Source organism: Alkalicoccobacillus murimartini, assembly GCF_030813245.1.
Taxonomy (GTDB): Bacteria; Bacillota; Bacilli; order Bacillales; family Bacillaceae_D; genus Alkalicoccobacillus; species Alkalicoccobacillus murimartini.
The window spans coordinates 67,098-91,648 of the sequence record NZ_JAUSUA010000003.1 but is presented as its reverse complement, the minus strand read 5'-3'; the positions used below and the strand labels follow the sequence as shown (position 1 = coordinate 91,648).

Here is a 24,551-nt window from a genome sequence, read left to right as displayed (position 1 = left end):
TACTAATTGACTACCTTTCTATAAGAGAACGAAACGCTTTATTTGGTTGTTACATATTATTTTAGATTTCTTTATTGGTCATCGGAAGAGCTATGATGTGTTTCTGTGATGATCTCCTTCCAGTAAAAAAAGCATCCAGGTAGTTAGGTAAATCATCCGGATGATGTCTACTACAAATAGCTAACCTTAGATATAACACAATAAATACGTCTTCAAATAATAATTGCTCGCTTATGTTTTCTTTAATGAGTATTGGATTGGCTGCTGACAGTATTGTTTCTTTTGTTAAATCATCCGACGAAGAACAAAATGCATAGAGTAAATCATAAAGAGGTTCCCCAATAACAGGAGTAGGATCAATCACCCCTTTTAAATCTCCATCTTCAAAAATAAAATTATGTACTCCACAATCTCCATGTAGTAAAACTGCCTTTCTGTCTAAGCCAGCTCTTCCCTTTTTTTTGACAAGGTTACGCACAAAGATGGATTCACCTTCTCCTAGATGTGAATTTACAAACGTATTTGCTTCATTCACTTCACTCAACAAAAACTGTTCCCATGAATCTGTTACGTCATCCACCCATCCCCAACCACTACCAATGGGTACGGGTGTATAGTTGTTTATTAGACCTTGCACAAGCACTTTAAGCATGTCACGTTTACTTTTGGGACCATTCGTAGAACCAGAAATAAAGGTATACACAATGTACTGATAAGACGGATCAACATAGAGTAGATGAGGCAGTAGATCTAAGTGCTTATAACAGGCAAGAAAATGAACTTCTGATTGAAGAACATGCGATTCATTTAACTTAACTACATATCTCGCTCCATCCAAGGTGGTTAAGAGATACAACTCACTTACAGTCCCTCCACTTAATGGCTCACACGAAATGGAACTTGAATTGATGATTTCTTTATCTTTTAATTCGTTCATGATTTCATTAATAACCATCTTAACCCCCACCCTTTAGACGTCTACAAAACCCTAGTTTTATTGTAAATAAAAAAGGATGATTTGTAATGAACTAAACAGGCCCTGTTAGATATACACAGGGCCTTTCTCCTCCTTATCAATTTCGACTCCTCCTTCATGGGAACTAATTTTTTCGACTGGAAAGGAGAAGTACCACTTTTCCCCGTCCTCTCTCTTAAGTACCAATCCAAGTTCGAACTGATCCGGGGTATCTTCATTAACATTGATTTCTTGAATAGCCGTCCGAGTCGTTGCCGAAAGAACTTCTTCACTGTAGCTACCACTACCAAAGGTAGGATTTTTTCCATTAATCGTAAAATCCATCCCCGCACCAAAATATAAATCATCGAGTTCCTTCTCAGACTCTATGTTTGTTACATATTATTTTAGGTTTCATCTAAATTAAAACGGAAAAACTTTAATTAATGATGATTATGCAAAAAAACCTCCATATCATCAAAAGGAGGTTCAAATTCTCATAAACTATTTAAAGAATGAACATAATGTTTAAATTCTTTGTTTTGAGTGTTTAAAATTTCTATATTTTTCATAAAATCCGAAACTAGTTGAGCCTGATCATTTGACGCATCTGTTATATCACTGATCTCTTGCTGCATTTGCTTAATAGATGTTTGAATCTTCTTTAACGTATCATCTATTTGATTTGCTGCTTTTTTTGTTTCATCTGATAACTTTCTTACTTCAGAGGCTACCACACCAAACCCTGCACCTGCTTGACCAACCCTAGCCGCTTCAATCGCTGCATTTAGTCCAATTAGATTGGTTTGTCTCGATATATCGCCAATAAAGTTTGTAATATTGGTGACAGCATCTGACTGATCAACGGTTCTCACTGCGTTTTTTAATAATTGATCTGATGTCGCAGATAATTGCTGCGAATGAGCCGCTACTTGCTGAATTCCACTAAGAAGCTGATCTGATATATTTGAGGTTTCACCCATTAATTCTTCAATTCGATCTAACTCTTTTCGACTTGCATTTAAGCTTAATGCTGCCACAATCTCATCATTTTCGTCTTTAAAGGGTATATACGTAATATCAAATGCAAAACCATATATTTCTTTAGGTAATTGAGCAATGGTTACATCTTTATTCTTAATATAACTAAAGTTTTCAAAGCCTTTTTCAACTGGACTCCCCACCTTAATATCCATTTGTAACGATTCGCTCCCACTCCAATATAAAGTGTGTTTAGCATCTAAAAGACTAATAGCTACATCTCCCTTAAATAGCTGCTTTAGTAATGGCATATTTTTTTGCAAACCCTCTACTAAATCCATTCTTCCATCTTCCTCTCTCTATCTATAAGCGTATGAGGAATATATCGGAGATAAGCAACGAAATTTGCAGAAAAATGTCGAATAATAGTAAGGTATTTCATGTAAAAATCTCGAATCATAAAACACCTAATCTTATTTCAACCATTCGTGAACAATGAGATACAGGTTTCACTTGGGGTAATCGTTAAAAGACGCGTTACATAAAAACGAGCTTCCTTAATTAATTTTTATATGATCTAATAGAAATTATCTTTAATTTATAACGAGAGACGGTGTTACTTATATGGAGAGACTTTTACTTGTGGAAGATGATGTAGCCATTAGTGATATGGTACGAACTTATTTAACTAAGGAAGGCTTCAAAGTTGATCCTGTATTCACTGGTAAGGAAGCGATTCAGCGTTTCGAGAATGATAGCTATGATTTGGTGCTTCTTGATCTGATGTTACCTGAGATGAGTGGAATGGATTTCCTGCAGGTTATTAGACAGAATAGTTTTGTTCCGGTCATTATCATGTCAGCTAAGGACGGAGAAGCAGATAAGGCCGTTGGGTTAGGATTCGGAGCAGATGATTACATAACGAAGCCCTTCTCCATGATCGAGCTCTTAGCTAGAGTGAAAGCAGTCATTCGACGATCTACCCAATATAAAGCGACCACTCATCAAGAAGTTCCAGTTCTTATTACTATACATGACCTTCAAATGGACGTAGATAATTTTATTGTAAAAAAGAGTGGACACGAGATTAGTTTGACCTCAAAAGAGTGGAAGATATTAAAGCTGTTTTTTGAGAACCCTAAAAAAGTGATGACAAAAGAACAGATCTATCACTCCGTTTGGGACGATCACTATTATGGTGATGATCATGTGATTAACGTACATATGAGTCGCCTTCGCGAGAAAATTGAAGATGATCCCGCAAAACCACTATATATTAAGACCGTATGGGGTATCGGCTATAAGCTAGGTGAATTTAAATGATCATTTTTCTGATAGTACTTTTACTTCTTCTACTCTGTGTAATCGCCTATCAAATTCAAACGAAACGAACGCTTTATAAGCAAATGGTTTCTATAAAGGATCAATTGACTGAGATCGTCGACGAACATGCGAGGAATCCGGTACTCATTGTGACGGAAAATAAGGAAATGGCTGAGCTTCTCATCTTATTAAATAAGCTCATTGAACAAAATAGGGAGCATTCAAGTCAGTTTATCCGAACGGAACAATCAATGAAACGAATGCTTTCAAATATCTCGCATGATTTAAAAACGCCATTAACTGTTATAGCAGGTTACACCGAATTACTTAAAGAACAAACAACAATGTCTGAAGAGGAACGCAATCGAATTATCAATCAAGTTAATAAAAAAACGGATGAAATCACCAACTTGATTCATTCTTTTTTTGATTTGGCTAAGCTTGAAGCTGGAGATCAGAATATCCCATTGGATCGAGTCAATCTAACCGAGATTTGTAAACGAAATATCTTGATGTTCTATGAAATGATTGAAGCAAAGGGATTGGAGGTAGACATTGACCTGCCGAGTACTCCTATCTATGTGCTTGCGAATGAAGAGGCCCTAAACCGGGTACTCTCTAATTTGTTATCGAACGCACTGCGTTATGGGGCAGATGGCAAAGTAGTCGGCTTACACGTTAGCTATGATGACACATCTGTCTCCTTTGAAATCTATGATCAGGGCGTTGGGATTAGTGAAACGGATCAGCAAAAGGTATTTGAACGTATGTATACGCTTGAGGAATCAAGAAACAAGGATTTTCAAGGAAGCGGATTGGGTTTAACGATTACGAAAAGGCTAATCGAGGAGATGCAAGGAAGGATCTCTGTCTATTCAAAACCCTATGAAAAAACCTCCTTTATTTGCACACTAAAGCGTGAGCACGATTAAGTCTTTTTTCTTGAGGATTTTGTGAGATTTAAGATAGGGAAAAGAAATGTTCACTGACTACACTAGAAGCAGATAAAGAAAAAGGAGGAAAGACATGAGTTATATCGTACAAACCAGGAATCTAACCAAAACCTATGATGGACAGGATGTCGTATCTAATGTGTCCCTCAATATAAAAAAAGGTGAAATCTATGGCTTTCTTGGTTCTAATGGGGCAGGTAAATCAACCATCATGAAGATGCTCATGAACTTAATAAAACCTTCCAATGGGGAGATCGAAATGTTTGGTGAGCCCATAAAAGAACATTCATTTACTTACCTAAAACGAATAGGAAGTATGATTGAATATCCGATCTTTTATGAAAAAATGACAGCGTGGGAGAACCTAGAACTACATTGTGCATACATGGGGTACCACAATAAACAAGCGATCTCTGACGTTTTGGAGTGGGTTGGACTGTCCAATGTATCACATAAACCCCCTCAAGACTTTTCACTAGGAATGAGACAGCGCCTCTGTGTCGCACGAGCCATCATAACAAAACCTGAATTGGTTATATTAGATGAGCCCATTAATGGGCTTGATCCAGAAGGCATTCAATCGATGAGAAGATTGTTCAAAAGGTTGAATAAAGAATATGGAATCACTCTCTTCATCTCAAGCCATATTATCGGTGAAATCGAACAAATTGCAGACACGGTCAGTATGATTAAACAAGGTAAGCTCGTTGAAGAAACGTCTATGGATCTACTCAAGGAACAGAATACGGAATACATCGAGCTCGTAACAAGTGACCCGAAGAAAGCTTCTGTTATTCTACATGATCAATTAAATATAGCGAATTTCAAATTTGTTGAAGGTCAGGCCATTCGAATTTTTTCAACGGATGTACCTCAAGCTAGCATTGCTAAAGCCCTAATATTAAAGGATATTGATATTCATTCGATTAATACAAAACAAACCACATTAGAGGATTATTTCATTCGGAAAATCGGATTGAATAAAATCGATAAGTAAAGGAGGGGTTGTATTGTACTATTTAATGAAATTAGAACTAAAAAAACACAAAATGGGTTGGTATATAAAAGGAGCTATTCTCGCTAATCTTATTATAGTAGGAATGCTCGCTCTACTTACATTAATAGAGAAGCTTGAGAGCGAAACGATCTTTAGAACAGCTAACGATTTCTTTATGTTTAGTGGATTACTTGTTAGAGGAACGTTCATTGTATTTGCAGCTGTTCTTATATCAAAAATCATCATTGATGAGTTTAAGAATCGAACAAGCTTTGTTATGTTTTCGTATCCCATTAATCGTAAAAAAATAATGGCTACAAAACTGATCCTTATCTTTTCCTTAACGCTAATCACGATGATTCTTTCCACATGTTTTGTCGTGTTCAGTTTTATCGGATTAAATGAAGTGTTTCAATTAACACCTAACGTGGAGTTTAGTGAGCAGCTTATCAGACCTGAGTTAATGAGTATGATGGTGTTTAACTTAGCTGCTGCTGGATCGGCCCTTGTCCCTCTTTACTTTGGCATGCGAAAGTTCTCTATACCGGCTACGATTGTATCAGGTGTGCTTATTACGATCATCACAAATTCTTCTTTTGGTCCAGACTTTTCTTTAGTGAATCTATTCTATATACCTATAGTTTTAACGTTTATGGCTATTGGAATTATCATATTCACTATACGTAACATGAACCAGTTAGAATTGAATTAAGAATCATTAGGGGTCATGAGGTAGTTGTTCATGACCTTTTGTTATGTCTATAAAATTCAAGTTCATAGTGAAGGTAAGGAGATTGGAGATTGATTAGGTGCCTTGATGACGCTCCTGGGATTGGGGCACGCTTGTTGTGTGGAAGACAATAAAAAATAGGTTTATTTAGCTAAAACCTCCAAAGAAATAATAACCACCCGATGAAAGCTGTCCCTAGCTTTCATCGGGTGGTTATTTCTTCTTACTATCCTTGATAGGCTGGCCGCTCTTCTTGCGGGCAACGTGCATGGCGTATATGATGCTTCAACATCAACAATACTAGTAGCTCCTCCATCTCTGGTCGATTTTGATGCTTATAAACTTTAGACAAACTAAAATCCCATACCTTAGATTGGCATGGGATTTTAGGTGTTTAGCTAGCTAAGAATACGAAATTTATAAAGAACAGGATGTAAAAGAGTCCGATTAGTGATAAACCTAGTAGTACAATAAAGGTCTTAAGAATGTACGATCCTTTTTGAGCACGCCATCCTTTAATCACAGGATAAAGAAGTACAAAGGCAGCTAGGATTAGGAACCAAAAACCGATCACTTGAATCGTAAAGTTTGACCATGCTTGAAATGGATCACCAGCTAATTGAACTAGAATCAACCCGAAATTAATTACAGTCAAGAGCCCTACTAGCGACCATAAAGTCGCTGCTCGATATAAAAGAGACTTTATGAGAGGTTGATTTCGTTTAGCACGTCTATAGTTTCTGATGTATCGAATGATGCTCCACACTAGACCTACAATTGATAGAATCGCTGCACTTCCAATTAATACAAAGAAAAATACAAGTGATTCCGTAAACGGTACAGGTAGCTCATCCGCTATGTTTCCTTTTGTTAGCATTACAACGTCGCCATTCTCGTCGGTCTTAAAGAACAGCTTACTCGTATTCATTCCTGCGTTATCCAGTACTGTATTTTCTGAGCTAACTCTTTCAAAAAGATAAGGTGAAGTTTCAATGTAGTCTATGTCTACTCCCATTGCTGCAACAGTTAAATTGATACTTCCATCTGAATTAGCAGAAATGACAGAATCTGAATCAGATAAAAAAGGCATGATCTTCATTGCACCAGTCTCTACCGCGCGAGCTGACCGATAACGTCCCTCTACATCTTCACTATGGTTAAACTCCTGCGAGACTAAAGGTTCCTCGTTGTATGTGCCAATGAGAGCATCGGCTAATTCACGCCTAATACCAGCCATTTCCCCATCCATATTGGACAGTACTACAATCCCAAATTGCTCTTCCGGAACAATAGAAAGCATCGAACTGAATGCATCCGTATTACCAGCATGTTCAAGCAGGCGGTGAGAACCTGCCTGGCGCTCCCAAAAACCATGAGCATTCCCAGAAAGCTCCGGGTGAGGAGTATATAATGTTTGATGCATGGTATTTAATGTTTCTTGATCTTTAAACAATGAGTAAGGACCTGAACCTTGTGTATCTAAATGAGCAATCATAAAATGAGCCAGATCATTAGCCGTTGTTATTAACGCACCAGCCGGGATATCATTAATATACGAGGTTGGCTTTGCGGACCAAAGATCACCTGCTCGAGTATAACCAATCGCCTTATCTTCCATTAGACCAGGAATTAGTTCATAACGTGAATCAAACGTGGAGTGATCCATTTCCAACGGTTCTAAAATAAATTGTTGAATATAATCCTTAAAGGCCATCCCTGTTATTTGCTCAACGATGTACCCTGCAAGACTAGTACTAAAATTCGAGTAAGCGATGACTTCACCTGGTGGATAGATTTGTTTGGGTTGCTTATCAGAAGTAAGATAATCCTCCAGTTCATAAATATCGTTTGCATCATAAACAATTAAGTTTTCCACACGCTCTTCAAAACCGGCTGTGTGAGTCATTAGATGATTAAATGTGATAGGTTCATCATAGGTTAGGTTTAATTTGCCTTCTCCAAGATACTCACGAATATCCGTATCTAACGTGATTTGACCCTCTTCAACCAATTGCATAATGGCGGTCCATGTGAATAATTTAGACACTGATCCTGCTTCCATATAGGTGGACTCAGCATCGACAGGTACATTCTCTTCAAGGTTGGCTGAACCGAACCCCTTCTGTAAAACAATCTCCCCATTTTGGACGATGGATACAGATGCCCCAGGCACCTCATCTCCAATATGAGCATTCATAATTTGATCAACCGTTTCTTCCATATCCGAGATAGGAATTCCGGATGGTGTCGTTGTTTCCTCAGCGTATCCATTAGGTGAATGCATAGCTAAAATCATCCACACCAACATCGTTAATACTAGTTTCTTCATGTTTTGTTGTTCTCCTCTACGATAGATATGACTCTTATAAGACTAAGTATAATAAGTCAGTGTTTCATTTCTCTATCGTAAATCTCACGTTTTTGTCACGTTGAACGTTTAAAGATGTTAGGCTGTATAAATCACGGTGAAAACGAGTACGTTTATTAATTCTTGATGGTTATATTATTAAAATTGAAAGTACCCCGTTAGATAGTATCCAACGGAGTAATTAATGATTTCAATATATTTGATGTTGAACAACCTGTTAATCAGTTTATTATTCATAGTATATAAGGAGAGATTTTCCCTATGCCTGGATTATTCGGAGTATTAGCATTGATACTTAGTTTTATTATAGTCGGGTTTTTCCCACATCCCCAAGCGACTTATGTGGCTTTATCATTAATTTTAGTAGTTTTTATCATAGACTTTACACTCACCTATAGAAAAGATCCCAAAAAAGCGATTAAGAGTTATGTATATCTTTCTATAGTTTTCGTAGCCGTAATATTAGTTGGATTATACGTTATCAAATAATTAGTCTCCATCATAAAAACAAGTACCTCATTAGATATGATCTAACGAGGTACTTGTTTTCGGATTCATTCAATTTGGACGAACCAAAATTTTGCATTCTGTTTTATCATTTAGTAATTTTTCAAAGCCATCTTCTACTATATTGTCTAATGTGATAGTACTTGTGATAATTGGTTCGACATTTAATGAGCCCTTTGATAACAGATTAATCGCTTGAGCAAAGATGTTATTATAACCCAGAGATGAGTTAATTTTTTTCTCACCAATAACTTGGGTTGTGGGGTGATAGCTAATAGGCTTTGCGAATATACTCACGATCATAAATTCACCATTAGGTTTAATGACATCTACTGATTGGACAAATGTCGCTTCTACTCCAGCAACATCAAAAGAAACATCTACACCACCATTGGTATGATCTTTGATGACTTGCACGACATCTTCTTTTACAGGGTTTAACACAACATCGGCACCCATTTTTAAGGCTAACTCTCTGCGCTCCTCACTAACTTCGGCTACAAAGATTTTACTTGCTCCTGCTGCTCTTAAACATTCTGATAGAAGCAATCCAATTGGGCCAGCACCAAACAGTGCAACACTGTCTCCAATTTTAAATGTACTTTTTCTTATTGCCTGCAATACAACAGCAATTGGTTCTACCAATGCTGCAAGCTCATAGCTGAGTGTATCCGGTAGCTTAAACACATTCGCTTCTTTTACTACGACATATTCCGCAAATCCGCCATTCTCATGGATTCCGTATGATTTCATATTAGCGCATATATTATAATTTCCTGTTCTACAGGTATCACACTCGCCACATCCCCAAATGGGTTCAACAGCAACTCTGTCCCCTGCTTTATATTTAGTCACATGGTCGCCTACTTCGACAATTTCTCCTGTAAACTCATGCCCTAGAATCATTTTGTCTTCCGTCACAAAGCTCTTATGTTGATACTCGTGTAAATCCGTACCGCATATACCCGCGTATTTAACTTTTATCTTTACACTATCCTGAGTAACCTCTGGTTCAGCAATACTTTCAACCTTGACATTTTTTGATCCGTAGTACATTAAAGCATTCATATTGTTCTTATCTCCTCAGACTGCAGTGTGTCAATTTATAACCCTGAAATACCAACTTATTATACTAGTTACTTATTACAATTACCACATCTCCCAAGGCCTTATTTGACTCTCGATATGTATATGTTCACTGACCTAGTGACACATGCTCGTGTTAATAAAACAAAAGTTATACCGAACAATACAAAAAGCACCCCTATTTATGGTACTCCATTAACCAACAATCTTGATATTTCCCTTCATGAAGTTCACGATTTGGTAGTTCTTTAATTTTTTTAAATCCACATTTCTCATAACACTTTATTGCTCTTATATTTCTTGCTTGTGGGTCCATAACTATTCGGTCTGCTCTTTTGTGTTCAACTAAGAAATTAATCATAGATGTCACAAGTAACGTGCCGATTCCTTTATTCCAAAACTCTAATTCTCCAATGAATTGGTCTGTTCCGTATATATTTTCGTCTTGATATCCATACTCTTTTTTAGTTTCATCATTCAATTGATAGTATTGAATATAGCCAATTTCTTTGCCTTTATACTCTACAATACATTTAACTTCTTCATCATCAGTCTCGTAAAAAACTTCATTCACCTTCTCTACGTCAAAAGGGTTATCCCTACCTTCATAGAATTCAAGTACCGATGAGCTTGATAGCCATTTTGCTAATAAAACATTATCCTCTTTTTCTAACTGTCTTACTTTTAAATTTCCGTTGTGAAATAACACAATATCATCCCCCGGTAATTTCAGAAGTTATACTATTTATTAGATCTCGAATCTACTATAATCGTTATTTGGCTCTTTTCTATCAAGTTGCTAAACTAGACATTTCACAAATTATCCCCTAATAAATAATCCCTCACACTTATAAAGTATGAGGGATCTTTGATGTGAAATTACAAATTGGCATTGAATTTATTCTAATTCAGTTACCATCTTTTTTGTAACTCAACAATTTCTATAGAGAAAATTGTAATACCTACTCCACCGTCACACTCTTAGCTAGGTTACGTGGCTTATCCACATCACACTCTCTGTGCAATGCTGCGTAGTAAGAGATCAACTGCATTGGAATCACAGCGGCTAGAGCAGTCAAATGCTCGTGCACGCGTGGAAGTACGATTTGGTCGTCGGCTTCGTTTGTGCCTTCCATGCTGATGGTGCAGACGTGGGCGCCGCGTGCTTCTACTTCTTGGGCGTTTCCGCGAATGCTTAGGTTGACGTGCTCTTGTGTTGCTAAGGCAAAGACTGGTGTGCCTTCTTCAATTAAGGCAATGGTTCCGTGCTTAAGCTCTCCTCCAGCAAATCCTTCTGCTTGGATGTAAGAGATTTCTTTTAACTTCAGGGCACCTTCAACGACTACATAGTAGTCAGATGCGCGTCCGATAAAGAAGGCGTTACGTGTAACAGATAGGAAGTCACGTGCGACTTTCTCCATTTCTTCCTTCTGCGCTGTTAGGACTTCCATTGCGTTTGCTACGATACCTAGTTCTTGAATGGGATCGAAATCAAGCTCGATACCAGCAGAACGGGCAACATCTACAGCAAGAATCGCGAATACAGCGATTTGAGCTGTGTATGCTTTTGTAGAGGCTACAGCAATTTCAGGTCCAGCATACGTATGAAGAGTGAAGTCTGCTTCACGAGAAAGCGTAGATCCTGGTACGTTTGTGATCGTTAAGGCTTTGTAGCCTTTCTTCTTCACGTCGACTAATACACCTCTTGAGTCGGCCGTTTCGCCACTTTGAGAGATGAAGATAAAGAGTGGGTTCTTTGATAAAATTGGCATATTGTAAAGAAACTCACTGGCAATATGCACTTCTACTGGACGGTTAGCTAGCTTTTCAATGAGCTGCTTACCTACAAGACCTGCGTGATAGCTTGTTCCAGCTGCGATAACATAGATACGGTCGCTTGTTTTTACAGCTTCACGGATATCTGCGTCGATACGAAGGCCACCATCTTCATTTTGATACTTTTGGATGATGTTACGCATCACAAATGGCTGCTCATCAATTTCCTTCAGCATAAAGTGAGGGTACGTTCCTTTTTCAATATCGCTCATATCTAGCTCTGCTGTATAAGGCTCGCGCTCTACTTTCACTCCAGCAAGGGTTTCAATTGTTACAGAATCACGCTTCACAATCACAATTTCCTGATCCATGATCTCAACAAACTGATTAGTTACAGCAAGCATAGCCATCGCATCAGACGCAATAACATTCACATCTTCTCCAACACCAATTAGAAGTGGGCTTTTGTTCTTGCCGACAAATACAGTTTCTTTGTTTTCTTTATCAATCAATGCAAGAGCATATGATCCTTTAAGAAGAGATAATGTCTCACGGAACGATTGTTCTGTGCTGTGGCCTTGTTCAACAAAATGCTCAATGATTTGAACAATAACCTCTGTGTCTGTATCGCTTGTTAGCTCTTTATTATTTAAGTAGTTTGCTTTTAATTCTTTATAGTTCTCAATGACACCATTGTGTACGAGGGTGAAACGGGCACTCGTGCTCTGATGCGGGTGTGCATTCAACTGACTTGGTACGCCATGCGTTGCCCAGCGAGTGTGTCCAATTCCAACTGTTGCGCTGGTATCATTGTCTACAACTTCACGTAAGGAAGCAATACGTCCTTTTTCCTTGAATACATGTACACCCTCTCCGTTAGTCAGGGCAATACCGGCTGAGTCATAGCCACGGTACTCAAGCTTTTCAAGTCCTTGAAGCAAGATTTCCTTTGCATCTTCCGTTCCTACATAACCTACAATTCCACACATAAATGGTTACCTCCCATAGTCGGGGGCAAGCAACCTGAGGGCATACTTGCCCCCACTCTTATCAATTTTAGTTTTTTTATATGGGCATGGCACTTCTGGCTTTGTCCATCAGGTCACCCTGATGTTTTTTACAGAAGCTTGGCGGCTGTCATGCGTCAGCCGGAGGGCATCCGCCGAAAAAATCGATAAACCCTCTCCTCGTCAACTGACCCAAAATTCCGATCGTGGGGCAGTTCAGGCGCTTTATGTTGCTGTACTACTTGCGATCCTCCTCTCATCTAATCCAGGATAATCATACCCGATTGACTAAGTGCCGTCAATCAAGATTGTTAAGCTGTGAGTGGGGTGTACCGTGTAGTGTATGCGGGAAACTCACGAGTGGTGTGGGATTCGGGGAATTGTCTAATTTTGTGGCATTTGGAAGGCTTTTTTTATTTCAATTAAAGAGACCATCAAACATAAATAACCTCAAGTACAACTCTCACGATTAATATCACCGGAATGACCCACATGAATCGATACATCCAAATCGCTTTGTTCCCCTTCTCCTCTTTTTGTCTGTCTATGATAGTGAAAGAAACGGCCAACGCAAAAAATAAATTGATCAAGATCATATACCACATACTAGTCGTTTCTCCATGATCTAACCTTAGATGGTTAATCGCTCTTATGACAATTAAAATAAATGATAAAACAAAAAAAACTAACGTTAAATTCCTTATTGTTTTCATGAATTTTGATCAACCTTTCCTATCTCTTTGGCTTTGCTCTCTTGATCACTAGGTAAAGCAACGTGTATAGCTGATAATACAGCACATACCAATAAAGCATATGGTAAGTATTCGTTTCTTAGATCTCCCATACCGAAAATGAAAGAGACGAACAATAAGCCTCCAATGAACATGATACAGTAGAAACATAGTAATCGAATGACTCTCAATCAAACTCCCCCTATCACCTCTCCTATATAATTTAACATATATGCAGCTTATTGGGTGTTAATGGAAGAAAAAAGATGCCCCAATGTAATGTTGGGACACCTTCCTTTTGTTTAAGTTACATTGTGCTCGTATCAATGACAAAGCGGTATTTGACATCTGATCCTAGGACACGTTTGTAGGCTGTATCAATCTCATCGGCAGAAATCACTTCTATATCCGGTGCGATATTATGCTCCGCACAGAAATTCAACATTTCCTGTGTTTCACGAATTCCACCAATCATCGATCCCGCAAATGAACGGCGACGTCCTATTAATGACATAACATGAACAGATAATGGTTCTGCAGGAGCACCCACGTTAACCATTGTTCCATCAAGGGCTAGCAAGTTAATATAAGCACCCACGTCGATTTTTGCACTAACCGTATTGATGATTAGATCAAACGTATTTGCAAGTTTTTCAAACGTTTCTGGTTCCCTTGTTGCATAATACTCTTTTGCTCCAAATTTTAATCCATCTTCTTTTTTGTTTAATGTTTGTGAAAGGACGGTTACCTCAGCTCCCATCGCATGTGCAATCTTAACAGCTACGTGTCCAAGTCCTCCCAAACCAACGACCGCTACTTTTTTGCCTGGGCCTGCTTCCCAACGATTTAATGGGGAATAGGTAGTAATCCCGGCGCAAAGTAGTGGTGCTGCGGCATCTAACGCAATGTTATCAGGAATCTGAACAACAAACCCTTCCGTCACAACGATATGAGTAGAATATCCACCTTGTGTAGGCTCGCCATATTTATCAACGCCTGCATATGTAGGGATATTCCCTTTATTGCAGTATTGTTCTTCCCCTTTTTGGCAGTTCTCACATTCTCCACATGAATCAACCATACAACCAACACCTACACGGTCACCAACTTTATACTTGGTTACGTCAGGACCAACCTCTGTGACAATCCCAGCAATCTCATGTCCAGGAACTAACGGATAATTGACCTCTCCCCATTCTCCATGAGCCGTGTGGATATCTGAATGGCATATGCCTGCAAACTTAATTTCAATCAGAACGTCATGTTGATCGAGGTCACGCCTAGTAATCTCCGCTTCCCGAAATCCCTTATCTGGACCATCTACTGCACGAGCCTTTGCTTTTACCATAGTATCGAACCTCCAACATTTTTGTTTTATAGAGAAACCTGCTCTCTAACAACACTAGCGTAAGCCCTAAAGTTAACTCTAGGTCAAGTAAAAAGATCTGATATGGATCGTTAAAGATGCATATGCTAAGATACACTAAAGCTAAAGTTAACTCGAACTCTATAGTTTACGAATAGGAGAGATAGGATGATGACTTACTCAATTGGCGAAGTTGCAGAAGAAATGAATTTAACCGTACATACATTGCGCTACTATGATAAGGAAGGGCTCATGCCTTTTGTGGAGCGTTCTCCAAGTGGAACTCGTCTGTTCAAAGAATCTGACTTAGAATCATTAAAGATCATACAATGCCTTAAATCTAGTGGGATGCCGATAAAAGAAATTAAAGGATTTATCGGATGGTGTGCTGAGGGTGATTCAACCTTAAAGCAAAGATATGAGATGTTTTTGGAACGAAAAGCCACTGTAGAAGCTCAGATGGAAGAATTAAAACAGACCATGGACATCATTAATCATAAATGTCACTATTACATGACAGCATTGGAAGCCGGAACTGAGGCTATTCATAAAAAATAACGGAATAGAAGCTATTTATTATCTTGTTTGCAGATAATGAGTAGCTTCTGACATGTTATATTGCTCATGATAAAAATACTTATGTATAGTTTTAAGTTTTGAAGGATCTGATGCGTGTATAGGAGCTTTCTCCTTACTCCTATATAGTTATTCAACTTTATACCCTACTCCCCAAACTGTTTGTATGACTTTGTAGCCTAGTGCCTTTTCCAGCTTATCTCGTAAATTGCTGATATGAACCATGACCGTATTGTTTGAATCGTAATACTTCTCCTTCCATACGCGTTGGAAAATTGTTTCTGAGTCAAATACTTGGCCCGCGTTACTTGCTAGTAAATATAAGATCTCGAATTCTTTTGAGGTTAGTTTAATTTCCAATCCTCCAACTATTGCCTGATATTTCTTTTTATTAATAGTAAGTTCCCCCAACTCGAGTAACGAGTTGTCTTTTGGTACATCTCGATAGTAGTAGGCTCTTCTTAATAAGGCTTTTATTCTGACAATAAGCTCAAGGATATTAAAAGGTTTGATTAAGTAGTCATCGGCACCAGTCATAATCCCAGTAATTTTATCCATATCTTCTGATTTGGCGCTAATCATCAGAATAGGCAGGTCTTGAGTTTGTCTAACCGTTTGACAGAACTCTAACCCATTCATTTCAGGCATCATAACATCTAAGACAATTAAATCAATTTGATGTTCATCCATTTTTCTAAGTGCTTCTACTCCATTACTTGCTGTCGTTGTCGTAAATCCTTCATTTTTGAGAGAAATACTTACTAGATGAGCAATTTCATGATCATCATCTACAATCAAAATATGCTTAGACAACTGTTTCCACATCCTTCTTATTACTTGTTGTATATAGTCTAACCGTGCGGAGCGAAAATTGACACGCGAGGTCATTGGTAATGGTATGAGTCTGTTCTGCAATTGTAGACATCATGATTCTCTTGGTTTGACTAGTCCCTATTAATATTACTTGATCCTCTTCACTTACTCCATCTATATTAGTTACATCAATCATCAGTTGATCCATACACACCCTTCCAACTAAATTGGCATATTGCCCATTCACTAGAACAGGCACCCCCTTACCGGATAAACTTCTGGGGTAACCATCTGCATATCCAATGGAGACGGTTGCAATTTTCTTTGGTTTCGTAAATTTGACAATACGACCATATCCAATATATTCTTCTGCCCTAACTGTTTTGATCATAGAGATGCTTGCTTTCAGTTCTAAAACTGGTTTTAAATCTACTTTTTTTACTTCACCAGACGGAATCCCAAAAAGCATAATTCCAGGCCTCACATAATCAAATTGTAGATGTGATTGATTAATAATTCCTGCGCTATTTTGCAGATGAGTGCGACCATACGAAAAACCATCCAGTTCTTTTAAGCATAGCTCGTACCTATTAATCTGGACCTGAGTAAAAGCCACGTCTTCCGGCTTAAAACTATCTGCTACAGACAAATGACTATAGATTCCATTCACTCTCAGACTATTATAGGAAAATACTATTTTAATGGCATTTATCTGATCGTAAGCAAAGCCAATTCGGTTCATTCCAGTATCCACTTTAATCTCGATTTCAATTAAAATGCCAGCTGAAGTAGCAGCAGCAGCCAATGATTTCACATAACTCTCGGAAAACACCGTTTGGATCAATCTGTGGTGAGCTAACAGGTAGACATTATGAATAGGCGTTAAACCTAGAATCAAAATGTCTGCTGTAGGAAGTAAGCCCCTTACCTCAATGGCTTCTTCAAGCGTTGCCACAGCATAGGATGTGACTCCTACCTTGTGTAAGCTTAGGACGATCTGCTCTAAGCCATGACCATATGCATCCGCTTTGACAACAGCCATAATCTTAGTTTTCTTAGAGATTAAGGCATTTATTTGCTGAACATTATGATTGAGACGATTAAGATGAATATCTACCCAGGCTCTAGGATGGTTCACGATGCTTTACCCCTGCTAATAGCAAGCTCAATTAATTCATTAAGTAATTCTGGATATGAGATGCCAGATGCTTCTATCATTGTTGGGTATCTGCTTGACATCGTAAAACCGGGCATCGTATTAATTTCATTAAAAATGATTTCACCATCGTTTTGAATAAAAAAATCAATTCTCGCTAACCCTTTACAGCCTAATAATTGATAAATTTGAATACCTAGTTCTTGCACTTTACTCAGCAGATATTGCTCCTGTCTTGCAGGAACATATTGTTTTATCTCACCTAAAAGATACTTATCGTTAAAATCAAGAAACTCCTTACTAGGTTCAATTTCTCCTATTAGCCCAGCTTCAGGAGACTCATTACCATATACTGCGCACCCGACTTCCATTCCTTTTATAGCTCCCTCACAAAGGACCTTCTCATCAAAGGTAAAAGCTTCTTCAATTGCAGCATGTAACTCCAACTCATTCGATACTTTTGTAATTCCATATGATGAACCAGAATTAGCCGGTTTAACGAAGATTGGATACCCAACCTGTTCCTTTGCCCACGTCTTTACCTCTTGGTAACGGTATTGATGCTTATGAAAAGAGATAAATTCCGTTGTGCGCAAGCCTTCACTTCTTACTATTTGCTGAGCGAATACTTTGTCCATGCAAAGAGCAGAGCTTAGAGTACCGCAACCAACATATGGAACATCTGAAATATCAAATAACCCTTGAATGGTTCCATCCTCACCATTTTTCCCATGAAGAACAGGAAAGTAACAATCAATATTAAGATAGGTTAGTTCTGACTCATCCAGTACAATTAAACCTGGCTTCTGATGATCCGGACTAATAACGACTCTTTTTAGAAAAGGACTTTTTTCCCAGCTTTTATTTTTAATTTGTTTACTAATACCATCAAACTTATACCAACTACCATTCTTAGTAATACCAATTTTAATTACATTATATTTGGCTGTAGGAATCGATTCAATAATAGCCGCAGCAGATTGCAGTGACACCTCATGTTCCGTTGATACTCCACCAAAAAGGACGGCTACCGTTCTTCTTTCCATCTTATAATCTCCCCTAACTTCTTATAATATCTTCATCATAAGGAAAGCCGTTAAAGAAACCGGAAAGAAAATCTTAAGAAACATAAAGAAATTAATATTTTTTAAACCAAAAGAAAAAGCCCTAGGAATTAGTCCTTAGGAGCCTTCTCAATAGGTAGTGTTACAGTAAAAGCTGTTCCTGCCTGATCACTTGTCACTCGAATGGAACCACCATGTAATTCAACAATATTCTTTGCAATCGCCAGGCCTAAACCGGATCCACCTGTGTCTTTAGAGCGTGATTGATCAACACGATAGAACCGTTCAAATATAAACGGAAGCTCAGATTGAGCAATAGGCTCTCCATAATTCCGAACTTCGATTACGGATCCTTTAGAATCACAACTTAAAGTAAGATCAATAAATGGAGCGTCTGATCCATATTTGATCGCATTACTAATGATATTCTCAAATACTCTTGAAAGTTTTTCTCCATCTACAAGCTGCTTCACTTCTTCATCCGGAAGGTGCAACCTGAGATTTAATTTTGCGTCATTCATTTGAAGGTAAAAATGAGAGGCCAACTGATTAATGACTTCTTTCAAATCGATGTGCGCTTTATTCAGAATCAGTTTCGGATTGTTCGTACGAATATATTCAAATAGATCATTTACCATCGTGTTCATTTGTTTGGTTTTTTCGTATGCAATATCTGTGTAATAGCGTAATGTGACTTCGTCTTTATATTGATCTCTTTCAATCAAATCAAGGTATCCCATAATTGAAGTGAGTGGTGTTCGTAAATCATGAGAGACATTTGTAATGAGTTCTGTTTTCGATTGTTCAGCAACTCTCTCTTCATAAACCGTTTTTTCAAGCTTTTCAACTAGTTGATTAACCTGCCTGGCCAATTGACCAAATTCATGATTGTCCTTAACTTCTAATCGTTGAGTAAGTTGACCATTAGCCATCCGGTCTAGGTCTTTCTCCAGCTTAACAAAATAGCAGATATATCTATGACTGATTATTAAAAAACTAAATAGAATACCTACAAAAAATAAAATAAAAACCAGAGAAAAGAATTGATCTGAATAAAAAGATACGACTTCGGCAAAGGACACAGCAATACGATCAAATACATTTACATATCCATTTGAAGAAGTCATACGATAGATAAAGTAAAGCCCCGCAATAACTACACTAGTAAAAAAACCACTTATCAGCAAAAACATTGCCCATTTAAAGACAAGACTCATATATCTCTTATTCAATAATCTCTTCCTCTCTATATACCTTTGTAAATGTCTTCTCCGTATCGTACAAACCCATCATACCATTCACTATTCGTTCCAGAGCGAACCCTCATTCTAATTTCCGATAGAAGCCTCTAATGTAGGGACGTAACCCTGATCAAATGCGAATGATAACAACTTTTGAGTCTTGATAAAGCGCGAATCATATTCTGAAGTCCCTAACACAACAGTTATGTACCGTTGTCCACCTCTTTCTGCCGTCCCCACAAAACAATATCCCGCCTCATTTGTATAGCCTGTCTTTAATCCATCAAGCCCATCAAAAGCCAGAGAAGATTTCGTTAACATGTGGTTAGTTGAATAAATACGTTCATTTGAATAATCAAGCTTGTACGAGGATCTTGATGTATCCTGAAGAACATTAGGAAAATCAGTTATTAAGGCTTTCGCTAACAACGCTACATCCCGCGCGCTCATTTGGTTACTTCTTGTATCTATCTCACTAAGACCAGTCGAATTTACAAAGCTTGTATTTGTTAAACCTAGTGCCTTAGCCTTTTCGTTCATGCGACTAGCAAAAACTACTTCACTACCAGCAAGATGCTCAGCTAACGCAGTTGTTGCATTATTCGCCGATGGGAGAAGCATAGCCATGTACAAATCACGCACTGAAACAACATCACCTTCCGAAACCTCAATTCGTGTGCCCTCTTTATTAGCTGCCGACTCACTTACTCGAACGGAATCTTCCCATGTAATCGTGCCTGCTTCTAATTCTTCGAGAACAAGATACTCTGTCATTATTTTTGAAATACTTGCAACTGGTACCGCCTTATTAATCTCAGATTCAATCAGATTCATGTCTTTATTCATATCTAACAGCAATGTTGGTTCATTATCAGCCTGAAATATAGGTACCAAAAAAAACAATAGCCCTAACCCTATGCACCCCATTGTGAACATACTTTTTATCATCCCCATCAACTCCTTATTAACAGAGCTTACCGATGAAAACATAAGAAATTGCAAAGAAAAACTTAAGAATTCTAAAGTGGTTAGACACGACTCCATAAAATGTGTAAAACCGTCATCGAGTTCTACTCAATAACGGTTTTATTTAAGACTCGTACCCAATTATTTAATAGCCCTTCTTTGTTTCTTTTGTTATTTAAGATTCTCTACCATCTCATCTCCCACCTCAAAGACACCTTGGTAAGATCCTTCAATCCAATAGTCAGCTTCTGGAGCATCCACTGTTTCATTCAAAAAGAGCACCCATTCCTCTCCCTCTTCAAAGAGATCAAATCCACATAGATTTTCTTGCATGATCGTTATCTTCTCTTCGTCTGTCTCTCCTTTAATCACTTCTAGAATATCAGCTTCGAATATGGCCTTAGGCAGTTCTCTCTTACGAATCCCTACAATCTCGTTCATTTTCACATGAGCAATCAAGTCTACATGCTCTACCGCCTCATCAAATATGAATGCCTCCATTGATACTTCTGCACATACAGAGGTTTTAAAGGTTGAGATATCTTCTTTTAATTTTGCCTCAGGATTTTCTGTGCAGGCGGTCAACATTATTATCGATAGGATGGATAGAGAGAAAATCAGTTTTTTCACATTTAGTTCCCCATTTCAAATGAATGATTTCTTTACTATTTTGGATAGTCTTCAAATCCCTCATTGACTCATTTTTCCTACCTTATCTCTTCAATAACAGCGTCATCTATTCGAAACACACCATCTTTTGATCCTTCAATCCAGTATTCCGCTTCTGGAAAGTCCACGTACTCATTTAGAAAGAGTATCCATTCCTCTCCCTCTTCAAATAGATCGAACTCACATTCTTTATCCTGAAAAACTGTGATTGTTTCTTGGCCTGATTCACCTTTGATAACCTCTAAAATCTCCACTTCAAAAACCGGCGCATTCACTCCATGTTCATGAATAACCGAGTGCAGTTCAGAGATTTTCACATGGGCCAATAAATCTACGCTTTCCACCGCTCTGTCAAAGTCAAAAGGCTCTCGATCAAATTGAACACAAGCATCAGAATTCAACTTAGATTCATTAGAACAACCAGCAGTAAGAACCACAATAAGTACGAGAGGTAAGAATTCAAATGGATGTTTCATCTAATTCTCCTTAGGTTTTCCTTTTATTATAGAGCTAATTGAATTTAGTACCAAGCTTAATTTAGTAGGGGGCTGCTGCTTTTTCCCACGTTAGAACCTCTTCTTCCCATGTTAGAGCCTCTCTTTACACGTTAGATCCCTTTCTTCCCATGTTAGAGCCTCTCTTTCCACGTTAGATCCCTTTCTTCCCATGTTAGAGCTCTTCTTTCCACGTTAGAACCTCTTCTTTCCATGTTAGAGCCTCTCTTCCCACGTTAGATCCCCTTTCTCCCATGCTAGAGTCTCTCTTTACACGTTAGATCCTCTTTCTCCCATGCTAGAGTCTCTCTTTACACGTTAGATCCTCTTCTTCCCACGCTAGATCCCACCTTCACTCTCTGCATTTTCCCATACAAAAAACCGCTTCTCCTGCTTTGGAGAGCGGTTTTCACTTACGCAGACACAGGTTCTTTTCTAAAAAGACAGAAATACCTTACCTTGCCTATTCTCTGCTTCAACGACGGCTTCTTTCCAGTCTTGATATGAGTAAATAGCGCACGGGCTCTTAATTTGAATAATGTCTTGTTCAAGTAGCTTTTTGATCATCAAAAAGGCTTTGTGCCATTGTTCAGTGGTTGTTTTGGCATTCCAATGTCGGAGATGGAACATCTTTAGGTTAATGTGTTTGCGAGCGAGTACACTGGCCACATCCATTGGTTTTCCTGATAGAAGTCCAACACTTAGGCAGGTTCCTCCTGATTTTACACAGCAGGCAAGTTCGGTTCCAGAGCTTCCTCCTGCCATGTCTATGGCTGCGTCCACTGAATCGATGTCTTTCAAAAGGACTTGATACGCTCCTAGTTGTTGGAGCTCGTCCACCTGAGTTGTTCGTCTAACAATCGCTATAACATTAAACCTTAGGTGCTGGGATAGTTGAATAAGCAATCGTCCTAATACAGAGTTTGCTGCATTCACTGCGATCGTTTCTCCTGGCTGGAGATCAAGGGTTTCTGTAGCGATGATCCACGCTGTTAATGGGTTGATATAAGCCTGTGCGGCTATGAAGTCAGACATTGTTTCTGGTACTTCTACTGCCCATTCTGCTGGAGACGTGACATACTCCTGCCACGTTCCTTCTCCACGTAACGGCAACACTCGCTTACCTATCCAAGTTTCAGATACACCACAGCCTACATCCACCACTTTGCCAACTCCTTCATAGCCAGGTATATAAGGGAGTGAGATCCGTTGGGCATAGGAGCCTCTTATTGGGATAAGATCTGATGGATTAATTGGGGCATAGATCATTTTCACACGAAGTTGATGTTCCTCCAAAACTAGCTGTTCCTGATCCCTAATGGTCAGAACCTTTTTTGGCTCTCCAAATTGTTCACACATTATCTGCAATTGGTACTCACCCCATCTAAAAAAACCGCCTCCTAGACATGCAAGGAGAACGGCTTATGATTCATTCTATTATTCAGCTAAGCCCATTTCTGCGCGCACAACCACAGCAATGTCCTCTACAAATTGATTACATTGCTCTTCGGTCTCGGCTTCAACCATGACACGGACAAGAGGTTCTGTTCCAGAAGGGCGAACGAGCACACGTCCGTTGCCGTTCATTTCTTCTTCTACTTTATCAATCGCTGCTTTTACCAGTGAATTTTCTTCGACTGCATTCTTATCAGTGACTCGAATGTTAACTAGCTTTTGCGGGAAAACTTGCATAGGCTCTGCTAACTCAGAAAGTTTTTTGCCTGTCATTTTCATAATGTTAACAAGCTGCAGGGCAGATAAAATTCCGTCTCCTGTTGTGATGTAATCAAGGAAAATGATATGTCCAGATTGCTCTCCACCAAGGTTAAAACTTCCCTTACGCATTTCTTCCATCACGTAACGGTCACCGACACCTGTTTGCTTCGTATCGATTCCGGCTTCTTCTAGTGCTTTGTAAAAACCAAGGTTACTCATCACTGTTGTAACAACGGTACTGTTGTTTAATCGACCGTGTTCCTTGAAATACTTAGCACAGATATACATAATCTGGTCACCGTCGACGATTTTTCCGTTTTCATCTACTGCGATTAGACGGTCTGCATCGCCATCAAAGGCTAATCCGATATCTGCTTCTTTTTCTAATAGAAATTCAGCTAGCTTTTCTGGATGGGTCGAGCCACACTCTTCATTGATATTAATGCCGTTCGGTGTGCTACCCATAGCTGAGATATCTGCATCCAGATCAGCAAATACATGGCGCGCCAAAGTAGATGCAGCTCCGTTTGCACAATCGAGCGCCACATGGATACCAGTGAAGTCTTCTTCAACCGTCTGCTTCAAGAATTGAATGTACTTGTGTCCACCTTCAAAATAGTCGTTGGTTTGACCAAGGGCCGCACCTGTTGGACGAGGTAATGTATCCTCTTCCGCATCAAGAAGTGCTTCAATCTCCGTTTCTTGGTCATCTTTTAACTTGAAACCATCTGGTCCAAAAAATTTAATCCCATTGTCAGGTACCGGGTTATGTGATGCGGAAATCATGACACCTGCATCCGCACTAATATTCTTTGTTAAAAAAGCTACTCCCGGAGTCGAAATGACACCAAGGCGCATGACTTCTGCGCCCATTGATAGAAGGCCCGCAACTAGCGCACTCTCCAACATTTCTCCAGAGATTCTTGTATCTCTTCCAATGATTACACGTGGTTGACCTTCACTATGTTTAGTTAAAATATATCCGCCTATTCGTCCTAGCTTAAAGGCAAGCTCAGGTGTTAGCTCTGTATTCGCTACTCCCCTGACACCATCCGTTCCAAAATATTTTCCCATTG

23 protein-coding genes are annotated in these 24,551 nt (G+C 38.7%); 5 read left to right on the top strand and 18 right to left on the bottom strand.

What is annotated here, in order from left to right:
* Positions 1–61: 61 nt before the first annotated feature.
* From J2S05_RS11305 to J2S05_RS11295, 3 genes are all read right to left on the bottom strand, one after another.
* Positions 62–955, bottom strand: coding sequence for a phosphotransferase family protein (locus J2S05_RS11305; protein ID WP_306982853.1), 894 nt, complete (start codon positions 953–955; stop codon positions 62–64).
* A gap of 87 nt (positions 956–1,042) precedes the next feature.
* Entirely contained in the window at positions 1,043–1,300 is a 258-nt protein-coding gene (locus J2S05_RS11300; RefSeq protein WP_306982851.1) for a hypothetical protein, read from the bottom strand.
* A gap of 152 nt (positions 1,301–1,452) precedes the next feature.
* Entirely contained in the window at positions 1,453–2,277 is an 825-nt protein-coding gene (locus tag J2S05_RS11295) for a methyl-accepting chemotaxis protein (protein WP_306982850.1), read from the bottom strand.
* Positions 2,278–2,560: 283 nt separating this feature from the next.
* Between J2S05_RS11295 and J2S05_RS11290 the strand changes: the two genes are divergently transcribed.
* The 4 genes from J2S05_RS11290 (at position 2,561) to J2S05_RS11275 (ending at position 5,921) form a co-directional block, all read left to right on the top strand.
* The gene (locus tag J2S05_RS11290) at positions 2,561–3,259 is read left to right on the top strand and encodes a response regulator transcription factor (protein ID WP_306982848.1); all 699 of its coding nucleotides are present in this window, start codon (positions 2,561–2,563) and stop codon (positions 3,257–3,259) included.
* A complete protein-coding gene (locus tag J2S05_RS11285) occupies positions 3,256–4,191 on the top strand; it encodes a sensor histidine kinase (RefSeq protein WP_306982846.1) in 936 nt (311 codons plus the stop codon). Before J2S05_RS11290 ends, J2S05_RS11285 begins: the two co-directional genes overlap by 4 nt.
* A gap of 94 nt (positions 4,192–4,285) precedes the next feature.
* Complete coding sequence (locus tag J2S05_RS11280; RefSeq protein ID WP_306982844.1) at positions 4,286–5,209, top strand: ABC transporter ATP-binding protein; 924 nt, start codon at positions 4,286–4,288, stop codon at positions 5,207–5,209.
* Between the two features lie 13 nt (positions 5,210–5,222).
* Positions 5,223–5,921 (top strand): ABC transporter permease, encoded by a 699-nt coding sequence (locus J2S05_RS11275; RefSeq protein ID WP_306982842.1) that lies wholly within the window; start codon positions 5,223–5,225, stop codon positions 5,919–5,921.
* Between the two features lie 412 nt (positions 5,922–6,333).
* Here the strand turns inward: J2S05_RS11275 and J2S05_RS11270 are convergent, their stop codons facing one another.
* The 6 genes from J2S05_RS11270 to J2S05_RS11245 form a co-directional block, all read right to left on the bottom strand.
* A complete protein-coding gene (locus tag J2S05_RS11270) occupies positions 6,334–8,268 on the bottom strand; it encodes a serine hydrolase (protein ID WP_306982840.1) in 1,935 nt (644 codons plus the stop codon).
* Between the two features lie 597 nt (positions 8,269–8,865).
* Positions 8,866–9,882 carry a 2,3-butanediol dehydrogenase gene (locus J2S05_RS11265; protein WP_306982839.1) on the bottom strand — a complete coding sequence of 339 codons (1,017 nt, stop codon included), beginning with the start codon at positions 9,880–9,882 and terminating at the stop codon, positions 8,866–8,868.
* A 196-nt stretch (positions 9,883–10,078) separates the two neighbouring features.
* Positions 10,079–10,609 (bottom strand): GNAT family N-acetyltransferase, encoded by a 531-nt coding sequence (locus J2S05_RS11260; RefSeq protein ID WP_306982837.1) that lies wholly within the window; start codon positions 10,607–10,609, stop codon positions 10,079–10,081.
* A 253-nt stretch (positions 10,610–10,862) separates the two neighbouring features.
* Positions 10,863–12,665 carry a glutamine--fructose-6-phosphate transaminase (isomerizing) gene (gene glmS, locus J2S05_RS11255; RefSeq protein WP_306982836.1) on the bottom strand — a complete coding sequence of 601 codons (1,803 nt, stop codon included), beginning with the start codon at positions 12,663–12,665 and terminating at the stop codon, positions 10,863–10,865.
* 452 nt (positions 12,666–13,117) lie between these two features.
* Positions 13,118–13,396 (bottom strand): hypothetical protein, encoded by a 279-nt coding sequence (locus J2S05_RS11250; protein ID WP_306982833.1) that lies wholly within the window; start codon positions 13,394–13,396, stop codon positions 13,118–13,120.
* 325 nt (positions 13,397–13,721) lie between these two features.
* Positions 13,722–14,762: an NAD(P)-dependent alcohol dehydrogenase gene (locus J2S05_RS11245; RefSeq protein ID WP_306982831.1), complete on the bottom strand. Its 1,041-nt coding sequence runs from the start codon at positions 14,760–14,762 to the stop codon at positions 13,722–13,724.
* Between the two features lie 186 nt (positions 14,763–14,948).
* Between J2S05_RS11245 and J2S05_RS11240 the strand changes: the two genes are divergently transcribed.
* A complete protein-coding gene (locus tag J2S05_RS11240; protein WP_306982830.1) occupies positions 14,949–15,338 on the top strand; it encodes a MerR family transcriptional regulator in 390 nt (129 codons plus the stop codon).
* A 147-nt stretch (positions 15,339–15,485) separates the two neighbouring features.
* Here the strand turns inward: J2S05_RS11240 and J2S05_RS11235 are convergent, their stop codons facing one another.
* The 9 genes from J2S05_RS11235 to glmM all read right to left on the bottom strand — a co-directional run bounded on the left by J2S05_RS11235 (position 15,486) and on the right by glmM (position 24,549).
* A complete protein-coding gene (locus J2S05_RS11235; protein ID WP_306982828.1) occupies positions 15,486–16,169 on the bottom strand; it encodes a response regulator transcription factor in 684 nt (227 codons plus the stop codon).
* A complete protein-coding gene (gene alr, locus J2S05_RS11230) occupies positions 16,162–17,307 on the bottom strand; it encodes an alanine racemase (RefSeq protein WP_306982826.1) in 1,146 nt (381 codons plus the stop codon). Before alr ends, J2S05_RS11235 begins: the two co-directional genes overlap by 8 nt.
* Complete coding sequence (locus J2S05_RS11225) at positions 17,304–18,371, bottom strand: D-alanine--D-alanine ligase family protein (RefSeq protein ID WP_306982824.1); 1,068 nt, start codon at positions 18,369–18,371, stop codon at positions 17,304–17,306. Before J2S05_RS11225 ends, alr begins: the two co-directional genes overlap by 4 nt.
* Before the next feature lie 128 nt (positions 18,372–18,499).
* Positions 18,500–19,621: a sensor histidine kinase gene (locus tag J2S05_RS11220; protein WP_306982822.1), complete on the bottom strand. Its 1,122-nt coding sequence runs from the start codon at positions 19,619–19,621 to the stop codon at positions 18,500–18,502.
* A 96-nt stretch (positions 19,622–19,717) separates the two neighbouring features.
* Positions 19,718–20,578, bottom strand: a complete 861-nt coding sequence (locus tag J2S05_RS11215; RefSeq protein ID WP_306982820.1) for a D-alanyl-D-alanine carboxypeptidase family protein — start codon at positions 20,576–20,578, stop codon at positions 19,718–19,720.
* Between the two features lie 189 nt (positions 20,579–20,767).
* A complete protein-coding gene (locus J2S05_RS11210) occupies positions 20,768–21,226 on the bottom strand; it encodes a hypothetical protein (protein WP_306982818.1) in 459 nt (152 codons plus the stop codon).
* 77 nt (positions 21,227–21,303) lie between these two features.
* Complete coding sequence (locus J2S05_RS11205) at positions 21,304–21,741, bottom strand: hypothetical protein (protein ID WP_306982817.1); 438 nt, start codon at positions 21,739–21,741, stop codon at positions 21,304–21,306.
* A 453-nt stretch (positions 21,742–22,194) separates the two neighbouring features.
* Positions 22,195–23,118: a zinc-dependent alcohol dehydrogenase family protein gene (locus tag J2S05_RS11200; protein WP_306983467.1), complete on the bottom strand. Its 924-nt coding sequence runs from the start codon at positions 23,116–23,118 to the stop codon at positions 22,195–22,197.
* Positions 23,119–23,196: 78 nt separating this feature from the next.
* On the bottom strand, positions 23,197–24,549 hold the full coding sequence (gene glmM, locus J2S05_RS11195; RefSeq protein ID WP_306982815.1) for a phosphoglucosamine mutase: 1,353 nt from the start codon (positions 24,547–24,549) through the stop codon (positions 23,197–23,199).
* Between the last annotated feature and the right edge of the window lie 2 nt (positions 24,550–24,551).

Excerpts from the sequence above, each read along its gene's own strand:
- J2S05_RS11305 (WP_306982853.1), bottom strand. The coding sequence starts at position 955 with ATGGTTATTAATGAAATCATGAACGAATTAAAAGATAAAGAAATCATC.
- J2S05_RS11300 (WP_306982851.1), bottom strand. The coding sequence starts at position 1,300 with ATGGATTTTACGATTAATGGAAAAAATCCTACCTTTGGTAGTGGTAGC.
- J2S05_RS11295 (WP_306982850.1), bottom strand. The coding sequence starts at position 2,277 with ATGGATTTAGTAGAGGGTTTGCAAAAAAATATGCCATTACTAAAGCAG.
- J2S05_RS11290 (WP_306982848.1), top strand. The coding sequence starts at position 2,561 with ATGGAGAGACTTTTACTTGTGGAAGATGATGTAGCCATTAGTGATATG.
- J2S05_RS11285 (WP_306982846.1), top strand. The coding sequence starts at position 3,256 with ATGATCATTTTTCTGATAGTACTTTTACTTCTTCTACTCTGTGTAATC.
- J2S05_RS11280 (WP_306982844.1), top strand. The coding sequence starts at position 4,286 with ATGAGTTATATCGTACAAACCAGGAATCTAACCAAAACCTATGATGGA.
- J2S05_RS11270 (WP_306982840.1), bottom strand. The coding sequence starts at position 8,268 with ATGAAGAAACTAGTATTAACGATGTTGGTGTGGATGATTTTAGCTATG.
- J2S05_RS11265 (WP_306982839.1), bottom strand. The coding sequence starts at position 9,882 with ATGAATGCTTTAATGTACTACGGATCAAAAAATGTCAAGGTTGAAAGT.
- glmS (WP_306982836.1), bottom strand. The coding sequence starts at position 12,665 with ATGTGTGGAATTGTAGGTTATGTAGGAACGGAAGATGCAAAGGAAATC.
- J2S05_RS11250 (WP_306982833.1), bottom strand. The coding sequence starts at position 13,396 with ATGAAAACAATAAGGAATTTAACGTTAGTTTTTTTTGTTTTATCATTT.
- J2S05_RS11245 (WP_306982831.1), bottom strand. The coding sequence starts at position 14,762 with ATGGTAAAAGCAAAGGCTCGTGCAGTAGATGGTCCAGATAAGGGATTT.
- J2S05_RS11240 (WP_306982830.1), top strand. The coding sequence starts at position 14,949 with ATGATGACTTACTCAATTGGCGAAGTTGCAGAAGAAATGAATTTAACC.
- J2S05_RS11225 (WP_306982824.1), bottom strand. The coding sequence starts at position 18,371 with ATGGAAAGAAGAACGGTAGCCGTCCTTTTTGGTGGAGTATCAACGGAA.
- J2S05_RS11215 (WP_306982820.1), bottom strand. The coding sequence starts at position 20,578 with ATGATAAAAAGTATGTTCACAATGGGGTGCATAGGGTTAGGGCTATTG.
- J2S05_RS11205 (WP_306982817.1), bottom strand. The coding sequence starts at position 21,741 with ATGAAACATCCATTTGAATTCTTACCTCTCGTACTTATTGTGGTTCTT.
- J2S05_RS11200 (WP_306983467.1), bottom strand. The coding sequence starts at position 23,118 with ATGTGTGAACAATTTGGAGAGCCAAAAAAGGTTCTGACCATTAGGGAT.
- glmM (WP_306982815.1), bottom strand. The coding sequence starts at position 24,549 with ATGGGAAAATATTTTGGAACGGATGGTGTCAGGGGAGTAGCGAATACA.